Origin of the sequence: Tenacibaculum aquaeponti, from assembly GCF_052084715.1 — a bacterium.
In the GTDB taxonomy this organism is placed as follows: domain Bacteria; phylum Bacteroidota; class Bacteroidia; order Flavobacteriales; family Flavobacteriaceae; genus Polaribacter.
This window is the reverse complement of the sequence record NZ_CP197288.1, coordinates 3,180,001-3,205,838: the sequence shown is the minus strand read 5'-3', so window position 1 is coordinate 3,205,838 and position 25,838 is coordinate 3,180,001. Positions and strand designations below refer to the sequence as shown.

The window sequence follows — 25,838 nt, the reverse complement described above, 5'->3', positions numbered from 1 at the left end:
AGTTTAAATATATAAAATCCATTTGTATGATAAAGACTTTTCTGGAATAGAAATTAATTCATTTTTTTAAAGTCCATTTTTCAAATTAATAAAGTTTCCTTGTAATTCTTGCTCTTGTAAAAAATCGATAGCTCTGGCACTACGAATTCCTGATTTACAATACACAACTACTGGTTTGGATGTATCGATTTCAGAAAAACGGTTAGGTAATTCTCCTAATGGAATATGTTGCCCGCCAATATGATACTGTTCACGTTCCCAATTTTCACGTACATCTAACAAATTGTATTTTGTTATATTCTGATTCAAATCTTCAAGAGTTATTTCATCTTCAATAATCGTAACTCCACAAAATGCTTCATAATTTTCATCTAAAGTAGTTACTTCAGATCTCTCAGTTTTACTGTAATTTAACACTAATTGACGCATCGACAAAACGTCTAACACTAATAATTTATTTGCAAGTACATCTCCTAAACCAACAATCATTTTAAGTACTTCATTCGCTTGTAAACTTCCAATAACTCCTGGTAAAACTCCTAAAACTCCAATCTCAGAACAATTAGGAACATCTTTCGGATTTGGTGGTGTCGGATACAAACACCTATATGTTGCACTTCCTTTATAATTAAAAACACTTACTTGACCTTCAAATTTAAAGATAGATCCATAAACTAAAGGTTTATTGGTAATTACAGCAGCATCATTGGATAAATATCGAGTTTGAAAATTATCGCTTCCATCTACAACAATATCATATTGTTTAAATAACTCAATTGCATTATGTTTAGTTAACTGCTCTTTATATATCTGAAAATTGATAAAAGGATTTAATTTTGATAATCGATTTGCAGCAGTTTCAGCTTTAGATTTTCCAACGTCTTCAATAGTATACAAAATCTGACGCTGTAAATTGGTTTGATCTACAATATCATCATCGATAACACCAATTGTACCTATTCCTGCAGCTGTTAAATATTGTAAAACAGGACAACCTAAACCTCCTGCACCAATGACTAAAACTTTAGCCTCCTTTAATTTTATTTGTCCCTTCTCTCCTATTTCTTCTAAAATAAGATGACGGTTATATTGTTTTTTTTCTTCTATGGTTAGCATTACTCTTTTATACTTTCAATAATTTGTTGTAGAGCTTTTTTTGCTTGTGGTAAAACTGGTAGCAACGGATAAATATGAGGCATTTTAGCTCCGTTTATAAGTTTTACATCTACTCCTTCTTCCTGCATTTTCTTAACTCCAATTTTAGCATCTGGATACATAATATCATACGCTCCAATATAAATCTCTGTTTTAGGAAATCCTTTAAACGTTCCATATAAAGGAGAAATGATTTTATCTTTTAAATCTAAACCATTTGCACACATTTCTTTTGCAGAAAGTATACCCAACACATTTAACATTGGATCTTTTTCAGCTATAATTTCTATTTCAGGATTAGACATACTCGCATCAAAAACCGGAGTAATTAAAATTAACTGTTTAGGAATTTCTTTTTTCTTTTCAAGGAGTCTTTGGGTTAAAGTCATAATTAAATTCCCTCCAACAGAATCTCCTATCAAAGTAATATTTTCAGATAAAACAAAAGTTTGAGTTACAAACTCGTAAACCCAATCTATGTTTTGACAAATTTGATGAATGTTATATTCTGGGGCTTTAGGATAATCTATTAACCACAATTCTTTGCCTGTATGCTTTACTATTTTTTCTATAGTATTCCAATGATGTTCAGCCGGGCCAGAAATAAAAGCACCTCCATGTATAAAAATTATTAAATCCTTACTAGTTGTATTCGGCTTTTTAATTTTATAAATTTTAGTATCATCTAAATCTAAACTTTCTACTGAAAACTTTTTTAAAAAATGTTTAGGTGGTAATTTTCTATCTGACTTTCTTAATTTTTTATAATCAACAGGTTTTTTCGAGAATATCTTTTTTATTCCCATCATTTTCAAAATAAAAAAAGTAAATTTTCTTAACATTTAACTTTAATTAAAATATTCCCAATCTTTCCAAACTACTTCTAACCCTTTATCTTTCAACATAACTGTGATTTCTTCTGTGCTACGTTCATCCGAAATCTCAAATTGTTCTAAAGATTGAGGTTCTACAGCATAACCTCCAGGGTTCGTTTTCGATTCTGCACTAATCGAAGTAATACCTAAATGTACAATATGATTTCTGAAAATTTCGCTTTCTCGAGTAGAAATAGACAATTCTACATCTTCATCAAATAAACGATACGCACAAATTAATTGTACTAAATCAGCATCTGTCATTTCTACTTTAGGTTCTAAACCTCCAGAATGCGGTCGTAATCTTGGAAAAGAAATGGAATACTTTGTTTTCCAGTATGTTTTTTGTAAATATTTCAAATGTAATGCGGTAAAAAAACTATCCGCTCTCCAATCTTCTAATCCGAATAAAGCTCCTAATCCGATTTTATGAATTCCTGCTTTACCTAAACGATCAGGTGTATCTAATCGATAAGAGAAATTAGATTTTTTCCCTTTTGGATGATGCTTTTTATATTCTTCTCTATGATAAGTTTCTTGATACACTAAAACGGCATACAATCCATTTGCAATCAATAACTCATATTCATCTTGATCTAATGGTTGAACTTCAATAGTGATATTTGAAAAATGTGGTTTTATTAATTGAATTGCATTATTAATATAATCTACACCAACCGTACGGTTCGCTTCTCCTGTAACTAATAAAATATGATCGTAACCTTTATTTTTTAAGAACTCTACTTCTTTTAAAATTTCGGCATCTGTTAATGTTCGCCTTGGAATTTTATTTGTTAGACTGAATCCGCAATATGTACAAATATTTTGACATTCGTTACTTAGATACATCGGAGCATACATTTGAATTGTATTTCCGAAACGCTTTTTGGTTAACTGATTACTCAACTGAGCCATTTGCTCAATATAGGGTTTTGCAGCAGGTGAAATTAAGGCTTTAAAATCTTCTAAATCTCTTTTATCTGAAGCCAAAGCTCTTTCTACATCAAGAGATGATTTAGAAAGAATCTCTTTCATTACTGAATCCCAGTCGTAATTATCAAATATATTTTCGAAGGTGTTCATTATTTTATTCTTAATGAATTCTTTAATCTTTACATTTTCTTTTTCTATTGATGAAAAAAGAAACAAAAAAATCTAGTCGTATTAGCTCAAAAACGAAGTTAATGGGCTACTTGCTTCTGCATGTTTTTTTACTGGGGCTAATTTTGCTTCATAAGCTATTCTTCCAGCTTTAACCGCCATTTTAAAAGCTTTTGCCATTTCAACTGGATTTTGAGAAACTGCTATTGCTGTATTTACTAAAACTGCATCTGCTCCAACTTCCATCGCGTGAGCCGCATGTGAAGGTGAACCGATTCCTGCATCTACAACTACAGGAACATTAGATTGTTCTACAATAATCTCTAAAAACTCTAATGTTTTTAATCCTTTGTTACTTCCAATTGGTGCTCCTAATGGCATTACACATTGTGTTCCTACTTCTTCTAATCGCTTACATAAAACAGGATCAGCATGAATGTAAGGCATTACAATAAATCCATTTTTCACTAACTCTTCAGCTGCTTTTAATGTTTCTATAGGATCTGGTAATAAGTATTTTGGATCTGGATGTATTTCTAATTTCACCCAGTTTGTTTCTAAAGCTTCTCTAGATAATTCAGCTGCAAAAACTGCTTCTTTAGCATTTCTTACTCCTGAAGTATTTGGCAATAAATTGATTCGTTGATGATTTAAATGTGTTAAAATATCATCTTCTTCATTTTGTACATCAACTCTTTTAAGCGCTACTGTTACTAATTCACTTTCACTTTCTAATAAAGCATCACGCATTAATTCTGAAGAACTAAATTTTCCTGTTCCTGTAAACAAACGTGATGTAAATGTTTTATCTGCTATTTGTAATGAACTCATAATAATTAGTTAGTTGTTTGTATCTAATTTAAAAACTTGCTCTTGTGAACTTCCTGCTTTTAAAATTTGATAAAATTTTGAAATGGAATTAAAATCTTTAGTTATTTCTCCTGATACTGCTATACCATGAATATTTGTTTCTAATAACGATGCTACATCTTCTAAAACAATTCCTCCTATAGCTATTATTGGAGTTTCTGTATTCAATTCATCTAATAATACTTGATAACCTGCAAGACCTAAAGTCGGACTTAAATTTTTCTTTGTAGTCGTATATCTAAAAGGTCCTAAACCTATATAATCTACTTCCTTTTTAAGTAATACTTTACAATCCTCTAAAGTATTTGCTGTACCTCCTATGATAAACAAGTCTCCTAAGTATTTTCTCACTTCAGCCGGACAAGCATCTGTTTTACCTAAATGAACTCCATCTGCTTTTACTTCCTGTGCAACTTTATAATGATCGTTTATGATTAATCTTGTTTGAAAATGACTCGTAATCTCTCTTGCTTTTTTAGCAATTTCTAAAATAACCGCTTCTGTTTCATTTTTCAAACGAAGTTGTACCCATTCTGCTCCAGCTGTACAAGCTTTTTGAATATTTTGCAAATGTGCTTCAGGAGTTTTTCCTTGTGATATATATTGTAATTTACTTATCATTTGTTTTAGTTGTGATATCCTAATAATGTTTTGTTAGAACTCAATACTTTCTCGATGTAACGTTTTCCTTTAAAACATGATTTTACTAACGGGTATTTTAAAGCGATGTAACTTGCAATTGCTGATGATAACACACAACCACTTCCATGCTTTCCAAATATTTTAATTCCTTCTTTAGGATTGAAAGGATGTATTTTTCCTTCTTTTGTATATAAATAATCTATTCCTTTTTTTTCAGGATGATGTCCTCCTTTTAAAAATAAGTGAGTTTTCAACTGAATATGATGTATTGTTTCTTCAATCGTTTTTTCTTGATATAAATTCTGGATCTCTAGATAATTCGGAGTAATTAGATAGATCTTCTCTAAAATTTTATCGAAATCACTTTCACTGAAATCGTTTTGAAACACAAAACCTGTGGATGATTTTAAAACTGGATCTAAAACAATTTTAGCGTCTGGATTTAATTGTAAAACCGTATCAATAATTTTAGATAATTTTTGCCAATCTTCAACAATCCCGATTTTAACAGTGGCAATCGAAAAACGATCAAACAAAACTTGAATTTGCTCTATAATAGTATCCAAAGCAATCCAATCACATTTCAGAAATTCTTTATCATTTTGAATTGTATTAGCAGTACAAACTGATAATCCGTAACATTTTAATTGCTCAAATGTTTTTACATCTGCTGTTAAACCTGCTCCGTTTGATGGATCTAAACCTGCAATTGTTAATATGTATGGTCGTTGTTTCATTTATTATTTCAGTCATTATGATCGAAGTATGAGAGAAGTAATCTGTTGTTCAATGAAAAGATTACTTCGTTTCACTCGTAATGACATTATTTAATTTCTTTTATATTGATCTTTTATTTCTTCAAAACTTTTTACAGGATCTTCTGTATTCCAAACGCCACCAAGCACGCCAATACCTTTATAACCTAGTTCTAATACTTTAGAAATTGTATTTGCATTTACTCCACCCATTCCTATAATCGTTTTATCAATACTGTTTACATCAAAACCTCTTCCTTGGTATCCTTGTTTAGATATTGAAGAAAAAACTGGACTCAATAAATGATAATCAAAATTGATTTCGCAAGCATCTAAAGCCTCTGGTTCATGAAAAGAACTACTTACTTTAAAACCTTCAGACATGTATAATGAAACATAACCTTCTAGTTTTTCTCCTAAATCTAATCTAGGTTGTTCTTGAATATGAATTCCTTTCAATACGAACTCTGCACATAAATCATGAAACTGATGTATCATAATTTTTTGATAATGCTCTGGATTGATTTCTTTTAATAAACTTCGATATCCTTCAATATCAAAAGAAGGCTTTCTTAAATGCAATACTTCTAAACCATTTTCAAACAATTGATTTAAAAGTGTCGCTTCATTTTGTATCTCCTTTTCGGATGTTAGAACAATTAACATAATATGTCATTAACAGCTGTCATTTCGAGTGAATTTCACGATTGAAAATGAGTGAAATTTATATCGAGAAATATTCGTTTGTTCTCGATACATTTTTTCTTCTTTTCTCTTCGAAAAACCACTCGAACTGACAAACATTATTACAATATCAAATTTAAAATATGCATTACGAATGGAATAAAACAATCTTTTATTCAAAAAACAGATTACATCGTCGTTCCCTCCTAGTAATGACAATCAAAAATTCGTAATTCTTATAAGTATACTTCTGAACCTTTTTGCTTGAATTCTTCAGATTTTTCTTTCATTCCTTCTGCAATTGCATTTTCAGCTTCTAAATCTTTTTGAGCAGCATAATCTCTAACTTCTTGAGAAATCTTCATTGAACAAAATTTCGGTCCACACATAGAACAGAAATGTGCAATTTTAGCACCTTCAGCTGGTAACGTTTCGTCGTGATATTCTCTAGCTAATTCTGGATCTAAACTTAAGTTAAACTGATCTTCCCAACGGAATTCAAAACGAGCTTTACTTAACGCATCATCTCTATGTTGTGCTCCAGGATGTCCTTTCGCTAAGTCAGCAGCATGCGCTGCCAATTTATACGTTACTACGCCAGTTCTTACATCATCTTTATTTGGTAAACCTAAATGCTCTTTTGGTGTTACATAACATAACATTGCAGTACCATACCAACCAATCATTGCTGCTCCAATTCCTGATGTAATATGATCGTAACCTGGAGCAATATCGGTAGTTAATGGTCCTAATGTATAAAAAGGAGCTTCACCACAAGCTTCTAATTGCTTATCCATATTGGCTTTAATCATATGCATTGGCACGTGACCTGGACCTTCAATGAAACACTGTACTTCGTGTTTCCAAGCGATTTTAGTTAACTCACCTAAAGTTTCTAATTCTGCAAACTGCGCTTCATCATTTGCGTCTGCAATACAACCTGGACGTAAACCATCTCCTAAAGAGAATGCCACATCATAAGCTTTCATGATTTCACAAATCTCTTCGAAATGTGTGTATAAGAAACTTTCTTTATGATGTGCTAAACACCATTTTGCCATAATTGAGCCTCCACGAGAAACAATTCCTGTAATACGTTTTGCAGTCATTGGAACATAAGCTAAACGAACTCCAGCGTGAATTGTAAAATAATCTACACCTTGTTCTGCTTGTTCAATTAATGTATCTCTAAAAATTTCCCATGTTAAATCTTCGGCAACACCATTTACTTTTTCTAATGCTTGGTAAATTGGCACAGTTCCAATTGGCACTGGTGAATTACGGATAATCCACTCACGTGTTTCGTGAATATTTTTCCCTGTAGATAAATCCATAATATTATCTGCTCCCCAACGACAAGCCCAAACAGCTTTTTCTACTTCTTCTTCGATTGAAGATGTTGTTGCCGAATTACCAATATTTGCATTGATTTTCACTAAGAAGTTACGACCTAAAATCATAGGTTCTGCTTCTGGGTGATTTATGTTAGAAGGAATTACCGCTCTACCTCTAGCGATTTCTTCTCTTACAAATTCTGGAGTAATTTTTTCTGGAATACTAGCACCGAAATCTTGACCTGGATGTTGTTTCGCTAAACGTGTCATTTCGTCTATACGCTGATTTTCACGAATTGCAACATATTCCATTTCTGGAGTAATCATTCCTTGTTTTGCATAATGTAACTGTGTTACATTTTTTCCTTCCTTAGCTCTATACGGCTTATTTAAATGATTAAATCTTAAATGATCTAGGCTTTTATCATTTAAACGTTCGTTACAGTATTCTGAACTGAATTTATCTAACTGCTCTACATTTCTTCTATCTAAAATCCATTGCTCACGAATACGCTCTAAACCATTATGAATATTGATTTCTTTTTCTGGATCGGTATATGGTCCTGAAGTATCATAAACAGTTACTGGTTCATTTGGAGTACGAGTTTTAGTCATTGAATCTACAGTATCATTCAATGAAATTTCACGCATTGCAACGTTAATTTGAGGATGTAATTTACCTTTTACATAAATCTTTGTAGAATTTGGAAAAGGTTTCCTTGTAATTCCATCTTGCTTTGGAGCCGTATCTTTTTTCTTCATTATGAGAGATGTTTGTTTTATTGTTAGTTTATCCACCTTGGGTAGATCTTATAATTAATACATTGTCATTTTCGGACAATGTATGTTTTTCCCAATCAGACTTTTTTATAATAGAGTTGTTTATAGCTATAGCAATTCCGTTAGATTGAATTTGTAACGTTTCAATCATTCTATCTATAGTGGTTTCTTTTGAAAATGTTTTGCTTGTGTCGTTTACTTTTACAGTTATCATATAAAACTAATTAAAGTAAACTCTAGAAATAGAAGTTGTACACATAAATAATAGATATATGTACACTAAAGTTAAGATAACTTTTCCCTACGTTGGTGTTAACCAAATCAGGTTCTAAGGATATTTCTCAAACTAGTAACCTAGCTACTCCTAAAGTTTAATATGAACAAATATAATGGTTTATTTTTTCTCAAAACATCATTAACTAACTTTCTTGGTTTAAATCTTTACACTCGTACTTTTTTTTAACTCTCTCATTACACTCTTTTAATTATCCATTCATTAATAAAATAACTTTATAAGTACCAATAATCTTAATATCAAAAAAATGACGGATAATATTTCTCTAAATTTTATTAATAAATCTAACAATACTAATAATAGTCAAGTGGTTATTTTTCAAAATAACATCGCTCAAAATTTTGATGAAATTGCTATTGCTTGGAAAGTTATTAAAAACTGTGACAGATTGAATAATCATCCTTTTATTTTTCCTTTAAAATTTAACATCTCTGTAAGCGATTCTTATGGAAATTACACTCCAAAATTACAAGCTTTTAATGGACAAGCTTTTGAGATGATAAAAGATACTTCTGGTGATATTTTACGATTATCTTCAACTCCTGTAGTAAACACAAATGAAGTAGAAATTTTAAATAATTTAGCCAATGGCTCTATTGACGTTAATTGTTATAAAGATGGAAAATTACTAGCTAAAAAAACTGGAGTAGCTCCTGGGCAAAAAGCTGTCTTTGAATTTCGTCCTATCATTTACATTGGAGTTGTTTCGCAAGTTGAAGAAGGAGAAATAATGAATTCTGAAATGATTTCTCAAATTACTACTTCAATTAATTTATTTGGAATTACAAGTGCAAATATTGTAATGACAGGAGCAGGACCTGATAATAATGCTACACCCTTTAATTTTCATTTAGAAAATATTAATCAGTAATACTGAATTTTCTTATTCGCATAAAACATAAAAAATTAATAATGGATACTATAACAAAAAAAACATGGTACTCTGGTGATTGGAAACAAAGAAATAATGATCAAATTCCTTACAACGGTATTAAAATAGAAGCTACTGCAAGCTATAATGATTCTAATAAACTAGATACAGTTACTGCTATTTTAACAGACTACACAAAAGATCCTAATGGAATTTCTAACACTGTACAGCTCAATAAAACTAATATTTGGTACGATATTCCTATTCCTATAGATGAAACTATTGAACCTCCTCAACTAAATACAAAGTTTACTATAGAGGGGATATATTTAAATGGTGATTTAGGAAAATTACAACTATGCAGGATGACTACAGGTATTTATCTACGTGTTCAATTTCGATATGGCGAACAATATAGGACTCGAGAAGAGTTAGGATTTATCCTTCAATTTGACGAATCTATATCTCTTTAAAAATCATAATTATAAAAAATAAATCATTTAGAATTTTCTATAAAAAATATAGAAGGCGACAAACCGAAAAGCCTTATGAGTAGGTATTTAAAATTCAATATTATGGCAAATTATAACGTACAAAATTTCACTTACAATGGCCCTGGCGATAGTTTATGTTTTGGCAGACAGGATGATCACAATCATCATCAGGCAAATCAATTTACAATTGATGTTACTAATTACCTTAAAAATGAGGGATGTCAAAACATTAATCCAGGTGTTTTTAGATCACATCAACCTAAACCTGCAAACGGGAAAGAGTTTGTTTGGAATGGAAACCACTGGATTCATGTATAAAAGTAAATTAGGCTATCTGAAAATACGGATAGCCTAATTAAAAAATGTAAAAGTTTTAATTTTATAAACTCTCTATTTTTTTAGTAACTTCATTTAAAATATCAAATGCAGTTTCTGCCATTTTGTTCCCTTTAAAATCTAACAAAGGATTTACCTCAACAAACTCTACGCAAACTACCTTTTCACTATCTAAAAGTCCATTAATAATTTTTATAATTTCTTTATCATCAAATCCTTTTGAAACTGGTGTACCAGTCCCATAAGAAATCATATCACAATCCATTGCATCAACATCAAACGACACATAAATAACGTCGCAATTATCGAGTTTTTGAAGTGCTTCCTCTACACATACGCTTAAACCTCTATAACGTACTTCAGCAACTTTATAATTCTTAATACCATACTTTTCAATTTGTTTATCTTCTGGTTCTTCTGTATCACGAACTCCAAAAAAAACTATATCTTCTGGTATAACTTTTTGCCCAACGATCGCAATGTTTTTCATACGATCCCAGTACTCAGCAGTTTCACGGTCAATTTCATTAACCTGACAATCTAAATTATCATCATTTATAGCAGCTCCTAAAGGCATTCCATGAGTATTCCCTGAAGGAGAAGTATATGGAGTATGTAAATCACCATGAGCATCAATCCAAACTACTCCAACTCTTTTGGTTGGATATGCAGCTTTAACACCACTTATCGTTCCTAACGCTGAGGAATGATCTCCTGATAAAACGATAGGAAATCTTCCTTCTTGTAAATTAACTTTCACATGATTACTTAATCTCTTACATTGATTAAAAACACTTTCTATTTGCTTACCAAATGAATTGTTAACTTTATTATAGATGGATTCATTTTCTGTTTTTACATCTTCAAATTCGTATCTATTAAAGTAATCATTCTCTTTATTAATAGCTGCAATTTCAATTGCGTCTATTCCCATATCTGAACCACGTGTTCCTGCACCTATATCTGACCTATTCTTAATTAATTTTATGTCTTTCATATTTTCTGAATTTAATCAGTATTTAAAAATATAATATTAATTCAAAAAAAATGTCATTCTGAGTTAAACTTCAGAATGACATTATATCATTTTAATTCTCGTTATCTTTTATTGATTTTTACGAAAGGACGGTAATTCTCACCTGTATAAACTTGACGAGGGCGACCGATTGGCTCTTTACGCAAACGCATTTCTCTCCATTGAGCTATCCAACCTGGCAAACGACCTAAAGCAAACATTACAGTAAACATTTCTACAGGTATTCCCATTGCTCTATAAATAATTCCAGAATAAAAATCTACATTTGGATACAACTTTCTTTTTACGAAATAATCATCGCTTAATGCTTCTTGCTCTAATCCTTTAGCTATATCTAATACTGGGTCTTCAACTCCTAAATCATCTAATACCTCATCAGCAGCAACCTTAATAATCTTTGCTCTTGGATCAAAGTTTTTATATACTCTATGTCCGAATCCCATTAAACGGAAAGGATCTTCTTTGTCTTTAGCCTTAGCCATGTATTTTTTAGTATCTCCTCCATCAGCTTTAATAGCTTCTAACATTTCTAAAACTGCCTGATTTGCTCCTCCATGTAATGGTCCCCATAGTGCAGAAATCCCAGCAGATATAGAAGCGAATAATCCAGCATGAGAAGAACCTACCACTCTTACTGTAGAAGTAGAACAATTTTGTTCGTGATCTGCATGTAAGATTAATAATTTATCTAAAGCATCTTTTACTATTGGATTGATTTCATAATCTTCATTTGGTTTTTCAAACATCATTTTCATAATGTTTTCAACATAACCTAACTTACGTGACCCATAGTTTAATGGAAGTCCATTTATTTTACGCATAGACCAAGATACTAACACTGGGAATTTCCCCATTATCTTAACTATTGCATTATACATTTCTTCTTCTGAATCTACGTTTACTGAAGAAGGGTTAAATGCAGTTAAAGCAGAAGTTAAAGAAGATAACAACCCCATTGGATGTGCATTCTTAGGAAATGCATCTATAATCTTTTTAACATCATCATCTACGATTGCATTATCTAAAATATCATTATAGAATTTATCTAATTGTTCTTGGGTTGGTAATTCTCCAAAAATTAATAAATAAGCTACTTCTAAAAAATCAGCTTTTTCTGCTAGCTCTTCAATTGAATAACCTCTATATCTTAATACTCCTTCTTCTCCGTTTAAAAATGTAATAGCACTTTGACAAGACCCCGTATTTTTAAAACCTGGATCTATAGTAATGACTCCTCCTGTAGCTCCTCTTAATGTTTTAATATCTATTGCAACTTCATCTTCCGTCCCTTTTATTAACGGAAATTCATAGGTGTTTTCGCCAATTTGTAATTTCGCTATTTCTGCCATTTTCTATTTTAATTTATTAATAATTGAAATGATGCACGAAGATACCATTTTTTAAAGTATTTAAAAAATCTTCATCTATAGATTTTATATGTTCAAACAATAAGTTTTTTTTATTTCTTTTTTTTAAAAAAAATGGTTCGTGATTGTTTTTTAGTCTAAAAAACTAAATAAACATTACATTAAAATTATAGTAAAAAAATGATAATTTTTAAGTTACTTTAACTTATTATTATTTCATGAAAAAAGCCTCGAAAAACGAGGCTTTAAATTAAATACGATCTAATATTTTTAAATCTTAAATGCTTTTTTCTGCGGATAATAAGCTACATCATCTAATTGCTCCTCAATTCTTAATAACTGATTATATTTAGCCATACGATCTGATCTTGAGGCTGAACCTGTTTTTATTTGGCCTGTATTTAAAGCTACAGCTAAATCTGCAATAGTATTATCTTCAGTTTCTCCAGAACGGTGACTCATAACAGATGTGTATCCTGCATTATGTGCCATATTAACAGCTGCGATTGTTTCAGTTAAAGTACCTATTTGATTTACTTTAATTAAAATTGAATTCGCTATACCATTTTCAATTCCTCTAGATAAACGTTCTACATTAGTTACAAATAAATCATCTCCAACTAATTGAACTTTATCTCCAACTTTTTCAGTTAAATACTTCCATCCATCCCAATCATTCTCATCCATTCCATCTTCTATAGAAATAATAGGATACTTTTCTGTTAACTCAGCTAAATAATCTGCTTGTTCTTTACTTGTTCTAACTTTTCCTTTATCGCCTTCAAATTTTGTGTAATCATATTTCCCATCTACATAGAACTCAGCAGAAGCACAATCTAAGGCTATCATTATCTCGTCACCTAATTTATATCCAGCATTTTTAACAGCTAAAGCAATCGTATCTAAAGCATCTTCTGTACCTTCTAATGTTGGTGCAAAACCGCCTTCATCTCCAACTGCTGTGGATAAATTTCTATTATGTAATACTTTCTTTAAGTTATGAAAAATTTCAGATCCCATTTTCATTGCATCGGTAAAGTTTGCTGCTTTTACCGGCATTACCATAAATTCTTGAAAAGCAATAGGAGCATCTGAATGTGATCCTCCATTGATGATATTCATCATAGGAACTGGTAAAGTATTTGCGCTTACTCCTCCAATATATCTATATAAAGGCATTCCTAATTCGTTTGCTGCTGCTTTAGCTACAGCTAAAGAAACTCCAAGAATTGCATTAGCTCCTAATTTTGATTTATTTGGTGTGCCATCTAAATCAATCATCATTTTATCGATTAAGTTTTGTTCGAAAACAGAAACTCCTAATAATTCTTGAGCTATGATAGTATTTACATTTTCAACAGCTTTGGTAACCCCTTTTCCCATATAATCATCTCCTCCATCACGCAACTCAACTGCTTCATGTTCTCCTGTTGAAGCCCCTGAAGGCACAGCTGCTCTACCTAACACTCCGTTTTCAGTAGTTACATCTACTTCTACTGTAGGATTTCCTCTAGAATCAAAAATTTGACGTGCGTGGATATTGATAATAATACTCATCTTTTATATTTTTATTTATTTTTTGGCTGTAGCTAATTTACAAATGCTACAGTATTTTAGGTTGATTTTTAATTATTTTCTACGAAATCGTTTTATCCTGAAACAGCTAGCTACCTTGAATCTAATAAGGTAGTTTTACGATGTCATTCTGATTTTAAACAGTATTTATTTTTAGTAAATTCCATAAAAGTTTAACTGATTCATTTTCTACTAAAAATACATAATCTTCTTTTTTAGTTAGCTCAAAAACAAATCTACTACTATTCATCTTAAACAGAACTTAACTTTTATATTTCTGTATAATATGAAACGTATGAGTTATACACAACTCATACGTTTCTTAACTGAAATATTTTTAAATGATTTTATTATTTCTAAATTGGTAGCATTAGCAACATCTTTGAATTTTAAAAGACTCAGACTTACAATTTTTCTTTTACATTTACTTTGATAGTACATAAAAAAATCTCTTACTGACTCTTGTATTACTACTACATACCTTTTCATAAAATCAATTACTTAACTTTTTTAATATTTTCAATGAATTGATCAAATAAGTATTCTGAATCATGTGGTCCAGGGCTTGCTTCTGGGTGATATTGAACAGAAAACACATTCTTATTCTTCATTCTAATACCTGCTACAGTATTATCATTTAAATGAACATGTGTAATTTCAACATCTTCATGCGCTTCAGTTTCTTCTCTATTAATAGCAAAACCATGATTCTGAGAAGTTATTTCTCCTTTACTTGTAATTAAATTTTTTACTGGGTGGTTAATACCTCTATGCCCGTTATGCATTTTATATGTTGAAATACCGTTAGCTAAAGCAATTACCTGATGTCCTAAACAAATACCAAATAAAGGTAGATTTTTTTCTATTATCTCTTTTGCTACGTTTTGTGCATCAATTAAAGGTTCTGGATCTCCAGGACCGTTTGAGATAAAATATCCATCTGGATTCCAATCTTGTAATTCTGAAAACTTAGCATTGTAAGGAAACACTTTAATATAAGCATCTCTCTTAGCTAAATTTCTTAAAATATTCTTTTTAATTCCAATATCTAAAGCTGCGATTTTAATTGAAGCATTTTCATCTCCAACAAAATATGGCTCTTTTGTTGAAACTTTAGAAGCTAACTCAAGCCCTTCCATGTTAGGAACACTAGCTAATTCTTCTTTAAGTTTGTCGATGTTATCTACATCTGTTGAGATGATAGCATTCATAGCTCCGTTCTCTCTAATATAAGACACTAATGCTCTTGTGTCTACATCAGAAATTGCAACTAAATTATGCTTTTCAAACCAATCTTTTAAGTTTCCATCAGAATCTACTCTAGAATGTTCAAAACTGAAGTTTCTACAAATTAATCCAGAAATTTTGATTCCTTCAGACTCAACTTCCTCGTCATTAACCCCATAGTTACCTATGTGAGCATTCGTTGCTACCATTAATTGACCGTAATAAGAAGGATCAGTAAAAATCTCTTGATAACCTGTCATTCCTGTGTTAAAACAAATTTCTCCAGTAACTGTTCCTTCTATACCAATAGATTTACCGTAAAAAATTGTTCCATCTGCTAATAAAACAAGAGCTTTCTTTCTAGTTGTGTATTTCATGTTAAAAAAGTTTGTCAAAAATAGTTTAAAAAAAAAGGACAAACACAATTGTTAATCCTTTTTATAAAAATTTAAATTTTACAATATTTTATTAATAAATTAATTAAAACACCTTTCTTTTTTAAAAAAGGTAATAACTGTTTATTGCTTTCTTTAAGATTATTTTGTTGTTGATAATTATATGTTAACTCTAAAATCAAATTCAAATATTTATTTGGTATCCAAAAGTATTGATCAATTATTATATTGAAGCATAGAACTTAATAATCTTTTTTAATTCATTTTCTTTTTTAAATGATAAAGAATTATCCTTAGCGTATTTTTTTACTTTCTTTGCTTTATCTCCATCCATTAAATTTAAAACCTTTTTGGATTTCAATTTAAATTTATTAACTATATTATTTTCGACAATATGATAAGTACTATTAATTTTATATTTATCATTCCCTACTTTTTCTTTTGAAAAAGGATTTACTTGTCCTTTCAAAACAGTTAATTTATGAAACTTAACAATCATTGAATTGTTTACTACAGTAATAACTTCATAATAAGTTCCATTTACTTTTACAAATTGAATTCCATTTAAGTAAATCTCTTTGGCCTTAGAATCGTCAACTTTGAAATAAGATTGAAAACCTTTATTTACGACAAATAAATTTTCTTTTACATTAAAATTTGTATTGTCGAATTCATAAATTTTACCAGTTTTACTTTTTACTGTTAGTTTATTTGCCCAATTCTCTTTTAAATAAACACTTCCTTTAATAAGATTTCCATTGTCCCTTCCTTTATTGCTTACCTGATTGGTAAGCTGATTGCTTGGAGATAAAATTTCTAAAGATGGTAAATTTTGAGAATAGACACACTTAGAAACAAAGATTGATAAAATGAAGATTAGTCTTTTCATAAGGTTAATTTTTTAATTTTCAATAATATATAAAAAAAAGGATAAACTTAATAGTTTATCCTTTTATATTATTTCAAATCACCAGACATCTTATTCTTCTTCTTGTGAAGCTTCAACATCTGCTACTGGTGTTGATTCTACTTTTTTAGCACCACCACGACGACTACGACGAGTTGTCTTCTTAGCTTTCTTACCGTTAGGGTTGTATAATTCGTTGTAATCAACTAATTCTACCATAGCCATAGGGGCATTATCTCCTTGACGATTTCCTAATTTGATAATTCTAACGTAACCACCAGGTCTATCTGCTACTTTAACGGCTACTTCTTTAAATAACTCAGTAACAGCATACTTATTTCTTAAGTAACTAAATACTACACGACGATTGTGCATATTTTTTTCTTCTGTACCGTTATTCTCAGCTTTAGCTTTAGTTATTAAAGGCTCAACAAACTTACGTAATGCTTTTGCCTTTGCTTCAGTAGTGTTAATACGCTTATGCTCGATTAAAGAACATGCCATATTAGCTAACATAGCTTTTCTATGCGCAGTTTTTCTACCTAAATGGTTAACTTTTTTTCCGTGTCTCATGACGTTTAGTTTTAGATTAACATCTTGCTCAACTCATTTTAGAGGAGCAAAATATGCTAACCTTGATTAATTTAATCTCTATCTAATTTATATTTTGATAAATCCATTCCGAAGCTTAAGCCTTTATTGTTCACTAACTCTTCTAATTCTGTTAATGATTTTTTACCAAAGTTTCTGAACTTCATTAAATCACTCTTATTGAATGATACTAAATCTCCTAATGTATCTACTTCTGCAGCTTTTAGACAGTTTAAAGCACGAACAGATAAATCCATATCTACTAATTTCGTCTTTAATAACTGACGCATGTGAAGCGATTCTTCATCGTAAGATTCAGTTTGTGCGATTTCATCAGCCTCTAAAGTTATTCTTTCATCAGAGAATAACATGAAGTGGTGAATTAAAATCTTAGCTGCCTCTGTTAAAGCATCTTTTGGATTGATAGATCCATCTGTATCAATATCGAAAACTAATTTTTCGTAATCAGTTTTTTGCTCAACACGGAAATTTTCAACTGCATACTTTACATTTTTAATTGGTGTAAAGATTGAATCAGTAAAAATTGTTCCTAATGGAGCTCCTGATTTCTTGTTTTCTTCTGCTGGTACAAATCCTCTACCTTTTTCAATTGTAATCTCTGCATTAATCTTTACAGATTTATCCATATTACAGATCACTAAATCTGGATTTAACACTTGAAAACCAGAAATAAATTTCTGTAAATCTCCAGCAGTTAACTGCTCTTGACCTGAGATTGCAATAGTAACTGTTTCTCTATCTGATTCTTCGATTTGCTTCTTAAAACGTACTTGTTTTAAATTTAAAATCATTTCAGTTACATCTTCTACAACACCAGTTATAGTAGAAAACTCGTGATCTACTCCATCTACTCTTAAAGATGTAATTGCAAATCCTTCTAAAGATGATAATAATACTCTTCTTAAAGCATTACCAACAGTTAGACCAAAACCTGGTTCTAGCGGTCTGAATTCAAATCTACCCTTAAAATCAGTAGATTCGATCATGATTACTTTATCGGGCTTTTGAAAATTTAAAATCGCCATTTATTTTTCTTCTTTTTAATTGTTACCCAGTTGCGCGGTCCGTAAGTTTGAAGAAGAACAAACGGACCCTTTGGCTGGATACCAATATGGTTATAATTAATTTATTATTTAGAATATAATTCTACGATTAACTGCTCCTTAATGTTTTCAGGAATCTGTAATCTTTCTGGAGCCTTTACAAAAGTTCCAGATTTTTGTTCTGCATTCCAAGTTAACCACTCGTATACAGCGCTATTTGAAGCTAATGCATTTTCGATAACGTCTAAAGATTTAGACTTTTCTCTTACAGCAATAACATCTCCAGCTTTTAATCTGTATGAAGGAATATTAACAATATCTCCGTTAACTGTAATGTGGCGGTGAGAAACTAACTGACGAGCAGCACTACGAGAAGTAGCTATTCCTAGACGGAAAACAGTATTATCTAAACGAGATTCACATAATTGTAATAAAACCTCACCAGTAATACCACCAGAAGCTTGAGCTTTTTTGAATAAGTTACGGAATTGACGTTCTAAGATACCGTAAGTATACTTAGCTTTTTGCTTTTCCATTAACTGTACAGCATATTCTGATTTTTTTCCTCTACGTTTACCATTACCGTGTTGCCCTGGAGGATAGTTTCTTTTTTCGAAGTTTTTATCATCTCCGAAGATCGCTTCACCAAATTTACGAGCGATTTTAGTTTTTGGTCCTGTATATCTTGCCATTTCTTAAAATTTAAACAGGGATTGTGAATTAAGGCTTACTCCTTCGACAATCAAATTTCCTGCTTTGTTAAAATATAATTATACTCTTCTTCTTTTAGGTGGACGACATCCATTGTGTGGAATTGGAGTTACATCAATAATTTCTGTAACCTCAATACCTGAATTATGGATAGATCTGATAGCTGATTCTCTACCATTACCTGGTCCTTTAACATACACTTTTACTTTGCGTAAACCTGCTTCTTTAGCAACTTCAGCACAGTTCTCAGCAGCTAACTGAGCTGCATAAGGTGTATTTTTCTTAGACCCTCTAAATCCCATCTTACCTGCAGAAGACCATGAAATTACATCTCCCTTTTTGTTAGTTAAAGAGATGATAATGTTATTGAACGATGCAGTGATGTGAGCCTCACCTGTAGACTCAATTACTACTTTACGTTTCTTAGTTACTTTAGATTTTGCCATGATTCTTTACTAGTTTAGTAAAAATAATCTAATGATTATTTTTTCTTGTTTGCTACAGTTTTTCTCTTACCTTTTCTAGTACGAGAGTTGTTCTTAGTTCTTTGTCCTCTTAAAGGTAACCCTAATCTGTGACGGATTCCTCTTTGACAACCTATATCCATTAAACGTTTAATGTTTAATTGAACCTCAGAACGTAATTCACCCTCAATAGTGTACTTTCCTACTTGCTCACGAATAGCTGCAATTTGATCATCGTTCCAATCTTGAACTTTAATACTTTCGTCTATTTTTGCTTCAGCTAAAACTTCTTTAGCTCTGCTTCTTCCTATACCAAAGATGTATGTTAAAGCGATTACACCTCTCTTATTCTTTGGAATATCAATACCTGCGATTCTTGCCATAACTAACCTTGTCTTTGTTTAAATCTAGGATTCTTTTTGTTAATTACATATAGTCTGCCTTTTCTGCGTACAATTTTACAGTCGGCACTTCTTTTCTTTAATGATGCTCTTACTTTCATCAGTGTGTTTTTTTAATATCTGTAAGTAATTCTTGCCTTAGTTAAATCATAAGGACTCATTTCTAACTTCACCTTATCTCCAGGTAAAAGTTTAATATAATGCATACGCATTTTCCCAGAAATGTGTGCTGTAACAATATGTCCATTCTCTAATTCTACACGGAACATTGCATTGGATAATGCCTCCGTAATGGTTCCGTCTTGTTGAATTGCTGGTTGCTTAGCCATAATTACTTTAATGATTTTCTATTAGTATTACCTGTTTTCATTAAACCGTCGTAACGACTGTTTAATAAATATGAATTAATTTGCTGAATAGTATCTATTGCAACACCTACCATAATTATTAATGAAGTACCTCCATAAAATAACGCCCAGTTTTGAGTAATTCCAAACTTAGCTGCTATAGCTGGTAAAATTGATAAACCTGCTAAAAATAAAGATCCAGGAAAAGTAATTTTTGATAAAACAGAATCTAAATGATTTGCTGTTTCTTCACCTGGCTTATAGCCTGGTACAAAACCATTACTTCTCTTTAAATCTTCTGCCATTTTATTTGTTGGTATAGTTATCGCTGTGTAGAAATAACTAAATATTATAATTAATAATGCAAAGATTACATTATACCATAACCCATTAATATCAGCTAAACTAGCTAAAGTTGGATATTTCTGACCTAAAGTCATTGGTAAAAACATAATTGCTTGTGCGAAGATGATTGGCATTACACCTGCAGCATTTAACTTTAAAGGAATATATTGTCTAGCTCCCTCTACGTCTTTAATGTCTGCTATAGCTGTTCTTCTAGCATATTGAACAGCAATCTTACGAACCGCTGTAACAAGTAGTACAGTTAATAATATTACAACAAACCACACTAATACTTCAATTAAAATCATCATTATACCACCACCTCCAGCATTAGTAGTTTTAGCAATAAACTCTTGCATAAAAGCGGCTGGGAAATTTGCGATGATACCTACAGTAATCAAAAGAGAGATACCATTACCAACTCCTTTATCTGTAATTCTTTCACCTAACCACATGGCGAAAATTGTACCTGCAGTTAGTAAAATCATTGATGAAACCCAAAAAGTAGCACCACCAACTAAGAAAGCAGATTCTGGTAACCCAAATTGAGTTTTAATTGCCGTAATATATGTTGGTCCTTGTACTAAAGTAATTAGTATTGTTAACCAACGAGTAATTTGTGTAATTTTCTTACGTCCACTCTCTCCATCTTTTTGTAGTTTTTGTAAATACGGAACAGCTATTCCCATTAACTGAACTACAATCGATGCAGAAATGTAAGGCATAATACCAAGCGCCATTACAGATGCTCTAGCAAATGCCCCTCCTGTAAATGCATTTAATAAACCTAAGAGTCCACCTCCTGCTTGATCTTTTAAAGCTGCTAACTGAGTTGGATCAATTCCTGGTAAAGGAACTGCAGCCATAAATCGATATACAGCGATTAAACCTATAGTTAAAAGTAACTTATCTTTTAACTCTTCAATCTTAAAAATGTCTCTTAAAGTGTTTATAAACTTCATCTTTTAACAGGGATTATAAAGTTACTGCTTCACCTCCAGCTGCTTCGATAGCCGCTTTTGCTGTTGCAGTAAATTTGTGTACAGTAATATTTAATTTAGCTTTTAATTCACCACGTCCTAAAATCTTCACAAGATCATTTTTACGTGCTAATCTATTTTGAACTAAAACTTCCATATTTACTGTATCAGTAATTCTACCGTTATCTACTAACTCTTGTAATCTATCTAAGTTAACTCCAACATATTCCTTACGGTTGATGTTAGTAAATCCAAACTTAGGCACACGTCTTTGAAGTGGCATTTGCCCTCCTTCAAATCCGATTTTACGAGAGTATCCAGAACGAGATTTAGCTCCTTTATGTCCTCTTGTAGAGGTACCACCATGTCCAGATCCTTCTCCACGAGCGATTCTCTTTCCGCTCTTAGTTGATCCAGCTGCTGGTTTTAAGTTATGTAAACCCATTTTAATTATCTTCTTATTTAATTTCTTCTACAGAAACTAAGTGTTGAACTTTATTAACCATTCCTAAAATTGTAGCAGACGCGTCGTGCTCAACAGTATGATTAATTCTTTTTAACCCTAACGCCTCTAACGTTCTCTTTTGATTCTTAAGGCGACCTATTTGACTTTTTACTTGTGTAACTCTAATCTTACTCATCGTCTTAATTTTTAACCGTTAAAAACTTTATCTAAAGAAATACCTCTTTGTCTAGCTACAGTCTCTGCACTACGCAATTGTAATAAAGCATCAAAAGTTGCTTTTACTACGTTATGAGGATTTGATGATCCTTGAGACTTAGATAATACATCATGTACTCCTACTGATTCTAATACTGCACGCACAGCACCACCTGCAATAACTCCGGTACCATTTGAAGCTGGTTTAATAAAAACCTTAGCTCCACCGAATTTACCTTTTTGTTCGTGAGGTAAAGTTCCATTTAAAAGCGGAATACGAACTAAATTTTTCTTTGCATCTTCTACAGCTTTAGCTATTGCAGAAGAAACATCTTTAGACTTACCTAATCCATGTCCTACAACACCTTTACCATCACCTACTACTACTATAGCAGAGAAACCAAATGCTCTACCTCCTTTAGTAACCTTAGTAACACGTTGTACCCCTACTAATCTATCAACAAGCTCTAATCCGCTTGGTTTTACTCTTTCTGCGTTTTTATATCCTAACATAATATAATTTCTTAAAATTTTAAACCAGCTTCTCTTGCAGCGTCAGCTAATACTTTCACACGCCCATGATATAAGTAACCATTTCTATCGAAAGCAATAGATTCAATCCCTGCTTTTACAGCTTTTTCAGCAATTGCTTTTCCAACTGCAGCAGCAGATTCTGCTTTAGAACCAGATGCAATTTCTTTATCTCTAGATGAAGCAGATGCTAATGTAACACCGTCTACATCATTAATTATTTGAGCATAGATTTCTTTATTACTCCTGAAAACTGATAACCTTGGTTTAACAGCTGTTCCTGTAATATCTTTTCTAATTCTATACTTTATACGTTGTCTTCTTTCAAGTTTTGATAATGCCATAACACTAATATTATGCAGATTTACCTGCTTTTCTTCTAATTACTTCACCAACAAACTTAACTCCCTTACCTTTATATGGTTCTGGCTTACGGAAAGAACGTATCTTTGCCGCTACCTGACCAACTAACTGTTTATCATGAGAAGTTAATTTTACGATTGGATTTTTACCTTTTTCAGATACTGTCTCAACCTTTACTTCTGGTGCTAACTCTAAAACAATGTTATGAGAAAATCCTAAAGCTAAATCTAATTTTTGTCCTTGATTAGATGCTCTATAACCTACTCCTACTAACTCTAACTCCTTAGTATAACCTTTACTTACACCTTCAACCATGTTACTGATTAAAGCTCGGTATAAACCATGTGCAGCTTTATGTTCTTTACTATCTGATGGTCTTTCTAATGTTAAAGTTCCATCTTCAATCTTTAAAGTAACATCAGAAGTTAACTTTTGACTTAACTCTCCTAACTTACCTTTTACTGTAACCACGTTATCGTTTACTTTTACTTCAACACCTTGTGGTAATGTGATTGGGCTTTTACCTATTCTACTCATTTTACAAAATGTTTAAATTAGTAAACGTAACAAAGTACCTCTCCTCCAACATTCTCTTGTCGTGCTTTCTTGTTTGTCATCACACCTTTAGAAGTTGAAACAATTGCAATTCCTAGACCGTTTAAAACTCTCGGCATCTCTTTAGCACCAACATACTTACGTAAACCTGGTGTAGATACTCTCTGAATTTTTCTAATAACCGGCTCTTTTGTTAAACGATCGTACTTTAAAGCTATCTTGATAGAACCTTGAACAGAATCATCATTAAATTGATAACTTAAAATGTAACCTTGATCGAACAAAATCTTGGTCATTTCCTTCTTCAATTTTGAAGCAGGAACTTCTACAACTCTGTGACCAGCTGAAATAGCATTTCTCACTCGAGTAAGAAAATCCGCGATTGGATCTGTATACATATTGATTTGATTTGTGGTTTTGGTATTTAATAACTTCTATTGTCCCTACGAAAACGTAGCTATTAAACCTGAAACCAGTTAAAAATTATTTAATTACGTTATTACAAGACATAATTTACCCTGTAAAAACAGTGTGCAAATATACATAAAGTTTTCTAAAAAAAAAGAGAATTTTTAATTATCAGTTTGACTATTAATTTATTGCTACTTATAAAGCTTATTAAAAATGGTTTTATAGATTAAACAACAATTTAATAAGACACTAGACAAGCAGCTAAATAACAAGCAATTACAAACAACCAAAGGTTTTATCAAGAAAACTAAATAATTATCCTAGATTAGCCATTAATAATATCAATTACGAGTTATATATCTACAATAGCTTTCAAAAACTGTTACACTCAGCTTAATCATATTTTATAGATTCTTTATTATATTTTCTTAAAAGATCAGATAAATAAGCTTAATACCATATTTATAAACTAGGAAAAATTTAATAATATCTATTTTAATATTTATAATAAATATTAAAAAACAAAAAATCCGATTAGTAAAAAACTAATCGGATTTTTGTTTAAAAGAAAGGCGACGACCTACTCTCCCACCAGTGGCAGTACCATCGGCGCTAATGGGCTTAACTTCTCTGTTCGGAATGGTAAGAGGTGAGCCCCATTGCTATAATCACCTTAAGTTGTTTCAGTATATTTCAACTGTATAAGTTAACATATTAGTAAAATGGTATTTTAAATAATCAAAAGAGTTGTCTTCCCCTCATTAAGAGGGGAAGTACGTACATAAGCCTATGGGTTATTAGTACTACTCAGCTACATACATTACTGCACTTACACTTATAGCCTATCAACGTTGTCATCTTCAACGACCCTTTAAAGAAATCTCATCTTGTGGTGGGTTTCGCGCTTATATGCTTTCAGCGCTTATCCCTTCCGAACGTAGCTACTCTGCAGTGCCCCTGGCGAGACAACAGATACACTAGAGGTTCGTCCAACTCGGTCCTCTCGTACTAAAGTCAGATCCACTCAAATTTCTAACGCCCACAGCAGATAGAGACCGAACTGTCTCACGACGTTCTGAACCCAGCTCGCGTGCCACTTTAATGGGCGAACAGCCCAACCCTTGGGACCTTCTCCAGCCCCAGGATGTGACGAGCCGACATCGAGGTGCCAAACCCCCCCGTCGATGTGAGCTCTTGGGGGAGATCAGCCTGTTATCCCCGGAGTACCTTTTATCCTTTGAGCGATGGCCCTTCCATGCGGAACCACCGGATCACTATGCTCTACTTTCGTACCTGATCGACCTGTATGTCTCTCAGTCAAGCTCCCTTATGCCATTGCACTCTACGCACGGTTACCAAGCGTGCTGAGGGAACCTTTAGAAGCCTCCGTTACTCTTTTGGAGGCGACCACCCCAGTCAAACTACCCACCACGCACTGTTCTCATCGCTGAGTTAGGCTCTAGATAAGCAAAGGGTCGTATTTCAAGGTTGACTCCACAGCGCCTAGCGACACTGCTTCAAAGTCTCCGACCTATCCTACACATTACTTATCCAAAGTCAATACGAAGCTATAGTAAAGGTTCACGGGGTCTTTTCGTCCCGCTGCGGGTAATCGGCATCTTCACCGATACTACAATTTCACCGAGCTCATGGCTGAGACAGTATCCAGATCGTTGCACCATTCGTGCAGGTCGGAACTTACCCGACAAGGAATT

At 32.0% G+C, this 25,838-nt stretch carries 31 protein-coding genes, 2 rRNA genes and 1 riboswitch (1 of these 34 running past the window's edge); of the genes, 3 read left to right on the top strand and 30 right to left on the bottom strand.

From position 1 onward, the window contains the following. Positions 1-66: 66 nt before the first annotated feature. From moeB to thiS, 9 genes are all read right to left on the bottom strand, one after another. Positions 67-1,116 (bottom strand): molybdopterin-synthase adenylyltransferase MoeB, encoded by a 1,050-nt coding sequence (gene moeB, locus ACSIGC_RS14580; protein WP_442265514.1) that lies wholly within the window; start codon positions 1,114-1,116, stop codon positions 67-69. Further along, positions 1,116-1,964 carry an alpha/beta hydrolase fold domain-containing protein gene (locus ACSIGC_RS14575; protein WP_442265513.1) on the bottom strand — a complete coding sequence of 283 codons (849 nt, stop codon included), beginning with the start codon at positions 1,962-1,964 and terminating at the stop codon, positions 1,116-1,118. Before ACSIGC_RS14575 ends, moeB begins: the two co-directional genes overlap by 1 nt. A 39-nt stretch (positions 1,965-2,003) precedes the next feature. Then, on the bottom strand, positions 2,004-3,113 hold the full coding sequence (gene thiH, locus ACSIGC_RS14570; RefSeq protein WP_442265512.1) for a 2-iminoacetate synthase ThiH: 1,110 nt from the start codon (positions 3,111-3,113) through the stop codon (positions 2,004-2,006). Between the two features lie 81 nt (positions 3,114-3,194). Next, entirely contained in the window at positions 3,195-3,962 is a 768-nt protein-coding gene (locus tag ACSIGC_RS14565) for a thiazole synthase (protein WP_442265511.1), read from the bottom strand. A gap of 9 nt (positions 3,963-3,971) precedes the next feature. Next, on the bottom strand, positions 3,972-4,622 hold the full coding sequence (gene thiE / locus ACSIGC_RS14560; protein WP_442265510.1) for a thiamine phosphate synthase: 651 nt from the start codon (positions 4,620-4,622) through the stop codon (positions 3,972-3,974). A 5-nt stretch (positions 4,623-4,627) separates the two neighbouring features. Continuing rightward, entirely contained in the window at positions 4,628-5,380 is a 753-nt protein-coding gene (locus tag ACSIGC_RS14555; protein ID WP_442265509.1) for a hydroxymethylpyrimidine/phosphomethylpyrimidine kinase, read from the bottom strand. A 90-nt stretch (positions 5,381-5,470) separates the two neighbouring features. Continuing rightward, positions 5,471-6,064, bottom strand: coding sequence for a thiamine phosphate synthase (locus ACSIGC_RS14550; RefSeq protein WP_442265508.1), 594 nt, complete (start codon positions 6,062-6,064; stop codon positions 5,471-5,473). A gap of 254 nt (positions 6,065-6,318) precedes the next feature. Further along, positions 6,319-8,178, bottom strand: a complete 1,860-nt coding sequence (thiC, locus tag ACSIGC_RS14545; protein ID WP_442265507.1) for a phosphomethylpyrimidine synthase ThiC — start codon at positions 8,176-8,178, stop codon at positions 6,319-6,321. 28 nt (positions 8,179-8,206) lie between these two features. Beyond that, positions 8,207-8,410, bottom strand: a complete 204-nt coding sequence (gene thiS, locus ACSIGC_RS14540) for a sulfur carrier protein ThiS (RefSeq protein WP_442265506.1) — start codon at positions 8,408-8,410, stop codon at positions 8,207-8,209. Positions 8,411-8,477: 67 nt separating this feature from the next. Next, positions 8,478-8,572, bottom strand: a riboswitch (TPP riboswitch). A gap of 166 nt (positions 8,573-8,738) precedes the next feature. Between thiS and ACSIGC_RS14535 the strand changes: the two genes are divergently transcribed. The 3 genes from ACSIGC_RS14535 (at position 8,739) to ACSIGC_RS14525 (ending at position 10,174) form a co-directional block, all read left to right on the top strand. Further along, on the top strand, positions 8,739-9,362 hold the full coding sequence (locus tag ACSIGC_RS14535) for a hypothetical protein (protein WP_442265505.1): 624 nt from the start codon (positions 8,739-8,741) through the stop codon (positions 9,360-9,362). 41 nt (positions 9,363-9,403) lie between these two features. Continuing rightward, positions 9,404-9,835, top strand: a complete 432-nt coding sequence (locus ACSIGC_RS14530) for a hypothetical protein (RefSeq protein ID WP_442265504.1) — start codon at positions 9,404-9,406, stop codon at positions 9,833-9,835. A 75-nt stretch (positions 9,836-9,910) separates the two neighbouring features. After that, on the top strand, positions 9,911-10,174 hold the full coding sequence (locus ACSIGC_RS14525; protein ID WP_442265503.1) for a hypothetical protein: 264 nt from the start codon (positions 9,911-9,913) through the stop codon (positions 10,172-10,174). 61 nt (positions 10,175-10,235) lie between these two features. Here the strand turns inward: ACSIGC_RS14525 and ACSIGC_RS14520 are convergent, their stop codons facing one another. The 21 genes from ACSIGC_RS14520 to ACSIGC_RS14420 form a co-directional block, all read right to left on the bottom strand. Continuing rightward, on the bottom strand, positions 10,236-11,189 hold the full coding sequence (locus tag ACSIGC_RS14520) for an arginase (protein WP_442265502.1): 954 nt from the start codon (positions 11,187-11,189) through the stop codon (positions 10,236-10,238). 101 nt (positions 11,190-11,290) lie between these two features. Next, positions 11,291-12,577, bottom strand: a complete 1,287-nt coding sequence (locus tag ACSIGC_RS14515; RefSeq protein WP_442265501.1) for a citrate synthase — start codon at positions 12,575-12,577, stop codon at positions 11,291-11,293. Positions 12,578-12,865: 288 nt separating this feature from the next. After that, complete coding sequence (gene eno, locus ACSIGC_RS14510; protein WP_442265500.1) at positions 12,866-14,152, bottom strand: phosphopyruvate hydratase; 1,287 nt, start codon at positions 14,150-14,152, stop codon at positions 12,866-12,868. 515 nt (positions 14,153-14,667) lie between these two features. Beyond that, entirely contained in the window at positions 14,668-15,774 is a 1,107-nt protein-coding gene (carA, locus tag ACSIGC_RS14505; protein ID WP_442265499.1) for a glutamine-hydrolyzing carbamoyl-phosphate synthase small subunit, read from the bottom strand. A 241-nt stretch (positions 15,775-16,015) separates the two neighbouring features. After that, positions 16,016-16,681 (bottom strand): hypothetical protein, encoded by a 666-nt coding sequence (locus ACSIGC_RS14500; protein ID WP_442265498.1) that lies wholly within the window; start codon positions 16,679-16,681, stop codon positions 16,016-16,018. Between the two features lie 90 nt (positions 16,682-16,771). Then, positions 16,772-17,272, bottom strand: coding sequence for a 50S ribosomal protein L17 (rplQ, locus tag ACSIGC_RS14495; protein ID WP_442265497.1), 501 nt, complete (start codon positions 17,270-17,272; stop codon positions 16,772-16,774). Positions 17,273-17,343: 71 nt separating this feature from the next. Further along, on the bottom strand, positions 17,344-18,336 hold the full coding sequence (locus tag ACSIGC_RS14490; protein ID WP_442265496.1) for a DNA-directed RNA polymerase subunit alpha: 993 nt from the start codon (positions 18,334-18,336) through the stop codon (positions 17,344-17,346). 104 nt (positions 18,337-18,440) lie between these two features. Beyond that, complete coding sequence (gene rpsD / locus ACSIGC_RS14485) at positions 18,441-19,046, bottom strand: 30S ribosomal protein S4 (RefSeq protein WP_442265495.1); 606 nt, start codon at positions 19,044-19,046, stop codon at positions 18,441-18,443. 78 nt (positions 19,047-19,124) lie between these two features. Beyond that, positions 19,125-19,511 carry a 30S ribosomal protein S11 gene (gene rpsK / locus ACSIGC_RS14480; RefSeq protein ID WP_095074006.1) on the bottom strand — a complete coding sequence of 129 codons (387 nt, stop codon included), beginning with the start codon at positions 19,509-19,511 and terminating at the stop codon, positions 19,125-19,127. 35 nt (positions 19,512-19,546) lie between these two features. Next, the gene (gene rpsM / locus ACSIGC_RS14475; RefSeq protein ID WP_442265494.1) at positions 19,547-19,912 is read right to left on the bottom strand and encodes a 30S ribosomal protein S13; all 366 of its coding nucleotides are present in this window, start codon (positions 19,910-19,912) and stop codon (positions 19,547-19,549) included. Between the two features lie 2 nt (positions 19,913-19,914). Continuing rightward, entirely contained in the window at positions 19,915-20,031 is a 117-nt protein-coding gene (gene ykgO / locus ACSIGC_RS14470) for a type B 50S ribosomal protein L36 (protein ID WP_010181906.1), read from the bottom strand. A 12-nt stretch (positions 20,032-20,043) separates the two neighbouring features. After that, a complete protein-coding gene (infA, locus tag ACSIGC_RS14465) occupies positions 20,044-20,259 on the bottom strand; it encodes a translation initiation factor IF-1 (protein ID WP_068206835.1) in 216 nt (71 codons plus the stop codon). A 2-nt stretch (positions 20,260-20,261) separates the two neighbouring features. Continuing rightward, positions 20,262-21,584 (bottom strand): preprotein translocase subunit SecY, encoded by a 1,323-nt coding sequence (secY, locus tag ACSIGC_RS14460; protein WP_442265493.1) that lies wholly within the window; start codon positions 21,582-21,584, stop codon positions 20,262-20,264. 13 nt (positions 21,585-21,597) lie between these two features. After that, the gene (gene rplO / locus ACSIGC_RS14455) at positions 21,598-22,047 is read right to left on the bottom strand and encodes a 50S ribosomal protein L15 (protein ID WP_299675234.1); all 450 of its coding nucleotides are present in this window, start codon (positions 22,045-22,047) and stop codon (positions 21,598-21,600) included. Positions 22,048-22,060: 13 nt separating this feature from the next. Beyond that, complete coding sequence (rpmD, locus tag ACSIGC_RS14450; RefSeq protein ID WP_095074011.1) at positions 22,061-22,243, bottom strand: 50S ribosomal protein L30; 183 nt, start codon at positions 22,241-22,243, stop codon at positions 22,061-22,063. A gap of 11 nt (positions 22,244-22,254) precedes the next feature. Continuing rightward, positions 22,255-22,776 (bottom strand): 30S ribosomal protein S5, encoded by a 522-nt coding sequence (gene rpsE / locus ACSIGC_RS14445; protein ID WP_394341865.1) that lies wholly within the window; start codon positions 22,774-22,776, stop codon positions 22,255-22,257. Between the two features lie 11 nt (positions 22,777-22,787). Beyond that, entirely contained in the window at positions 22,788-23,138 is a 351-nt protein-coding gene (rplR, locus tag ACSIGC_RS14440; protein ID WP_095074014.1) for a 50S ribosomal protein L18, read from the bottom strand. Positions 23,139-23,148: 10 nt separating this feature from the next. Continuing rightward, positions 23,149-23,694, bottom strand: coding sequence for a 50S ribosomal protein L6 (rplF, locus tag ACSIGC_RS14435; protein ID WP_442265492.1), 546 nt, complete (start codon positions 23,692-23,694; stop codon positions 23,149-23,151). Between the two features lie 17 nt (positions 23,695-23,711). After that, complete coding sequence (gene rpsH / locus ACSIGC_RS14430; RefSeq protein WP_442265491.1) at positions 23,712-24,110, bottom strand: 30S ribosomal protein S8; 399 nt, start codon at positions 24,108-24,110, stop codon at positions 23,712-23,714. A 580-nt stretch (positions 24,111-24,690) separates the two neighbouring features. Further along, positions 24,691-24,799 (bottom strand): 5S ribosomal RNA (rrf, locus tag ACSIGC_RS14425). A 101-nt stretch (positions 24,800-24,900) separates the two neighbouring features. Then, positions 24,901-25,838, bottom strand: a 23S ribosomal RNA gene (locus ACSIGC_RS14420); it runs 1,846 nt beyond the window's last position.

Bases quoted from the DNA above. Each gene is read 5' to 3' on its own strand.
- ACSIGC_RS14535 (WP_442265505.1), top strand. From the start codon at position 8,739: ATGACGGATAATATTTCTCTAAATTTTATTAATAAATCTAACAATACT.
- rplQ (WP_442265497.1), bottom strand. From the start codon at position 17,272: ATGAGACACGGAAAAAAAGTTAACCATTTAGGTAGAAAAACTGCGCAT.
- rpsH (WP_442265491.1), bottom strand. From the start codon at position 24,110: ATGTATACAGATCCAATCGCGGATTTTCTTACTCGAGTGAGAAATGCT.
- ACSIGC_RS14550 (WP_442265508.1), bottom strand. From the start codon at position 6,064: ATGTTAATTGTTCTAACATCCGAAAAGGAGATACAAAATGAAGCGACA.
- thiS (WP_442265506.1), bottom strand. From the start codon at position 8,410: ATGATAACTGTAAAAGTAAACGACACAAGCAAAACATTTTCAAAAGAA.
- rplO (WP_299675234.1), bottom strand. From the start codon at position 22,047: ATGGGTTTACATAACTTAAAACCAGCAGCTGGATCAACTAAGAGCGGA.
- rplF (WP_442265492.1), bottom strand. From the start codon at position 23,694: ATGAGTAGAATAGGTAAAAGCCCAATCACATTACCACAAGGTGTTGAA.
- rpsK (WP_095074006.1), bottom strand. From the start codon at position 19,511: ATGGCAAAATCTAAAGTAACTAAGAAACGTAAAGTAGTAATTGAGTCT.
- rplR (WP_095074014.1), bottom strand. From the start codon at position 23,138: ATGGCATTATCAAAACTTGAAAGAAGACAACGTATAAAGTATAGAATT.
- infA (WP_068206835.1), bottom strand. From the start codon at position 20,259: ATGGCTAAGCAACCAGCAATTCAACAAGACGGAACCATTACGGAGGCA.
- ACSIGC_RS14565 (WP_442265511.1), bottom strand. From the start codon at position 3,962: ATGAGTTCATTACAAATAGCAGATAAAACATTTACATCACGTTTGTTT.
- ykgO (WP_010181906.1), bottom strand. From the start codon at position 20,031: ATGAAAGTAAGAGCATCATTAAAGAAAAGAAGTGCCGACTGTAAAATT.
- ACSIGC_RS14500 (WP_442265498.1), bottom strand. From the start codon at position 16,681: ATGAAAAGACTAATCTTCATTTTATCAATCTTTGTTTCTAAGTGTGTC.
- ACSIGC_RS14530 (WP_442265504.1), top strand. From the start codon at position 9,404: ATGGATACTATAACAAAAAAAACATGGTACTCTGGTGATTGGAAACAA.
- rpsD (WP_442265495.1), bottom strand. From the start codon at position 19,046: ATGGCAAGATATACAGGACCAAAAACTAAAATCGCTCGTAAATTTGGT.
- thiE (WP_442265510.1), bottom strand. From the start codon at position 4,622: ATGATAAGTAAATTACAATATATATCACAAGGAAAAACTCCTGAAGCA.
- ACSIGC_RS14575 (WP_442265513.1), bottom strand. From the start codon at position 1,964: ATGATGGGAATAAAAAAGATATTCTCGAAAAAACCTGTTGATTATAAA.
- ACSIGC_RS14520 (WP_442265502.1), bottom strand. From the start codon at position 11,189: ATGAAAGACATAAAATTAATTAAGAATAGGTCAGATATAGGTGCAGGA.
- secY (WP_442265493.1), bottom strand. From the start codon at position 21,584: ATGAAGTTTATAAACACTTTAAGAGACATTTTTAAGATTGAAGAGTTA.
- rpsM (WP_442265494.1), bottom strand. From the start codon at position 19,912: ATGGCAAGAATCGCAGGTATTGATATTCCAAAGAATAAGAGAGGTGTA.
- carA (WP_442265499.1), bottom strand. From the start codon at position 15,774: ATGAAATACACAACTAGAAAGAAAGCTCTTGTTTTATTAGCAGATGGA.
- ACSIGC_RS14525 (WP_442265503.1), top strand. From the start codon at position 9,911: ATGAGTAGGTATTTAAAATTCAATATTATGGCAAATTATAACGTACAA.
- ACSIGC_RS14490 (WP_442265496.1), bottom strand. From the start codon at position 18,336: ATGGCGATTTTAAATTTTCAAAAGCCCGATAAAGTAATCATGATCGAA.
- eno (WP_442265500.1), bottom strand. From the start codon at position 14,152: ATGAGTATTATTATCAATATCCACGCACGTCAAATTTTTGATTCTAGA.
- rpsE (WP_394341865.1), bottom strand. From the start codon at position 22,776: ATGTTAGGATATAAAAACGCAGAAAGAGTAAAACCAAGCGGATTAGAG.
- ACSIGC_RS14515 (WP_442265501.1), bottom strand. From the start codon at position 12,577: ATGGCAGAAATAGCGAAATTACAAATTGGCGAAAACACCTATGAATTT.
- thiC (WP_442265507.1), bottom strand. From the start codon at position 8,178: ATGAAGAAAAAAGATACGGCTCCAAAGCAAGATGGAATTACAAGGAAA.
- ACSIGC_RS14555 (WP_442265509.1), bottom strand. From the start codon at position 5,380: ATGAAACAACGACCATACATATTAACAATTGCAGGTTTAGATCCATCA.
- moeB (WP_442265514.1), bottom strand. From the start codon at position 1,116: ATGCTAACCATAGAAGAAAAAAAACAATATAACCGTCATCTTATTTTA.
- thiH (WP_442265512.1), bottom strand. From the start codon at position 3,113: ATGAACACCTTCGAAAATATATTTGATAATTACGACTGGGATTCAGTA.
- rpmD (WP_095074011.1), bottom strand. From the start codon at position 22,243: ATGAGTAAGATTAGAGTTACACAAGTAAAAAGTCAAATAGGTCGCCTT.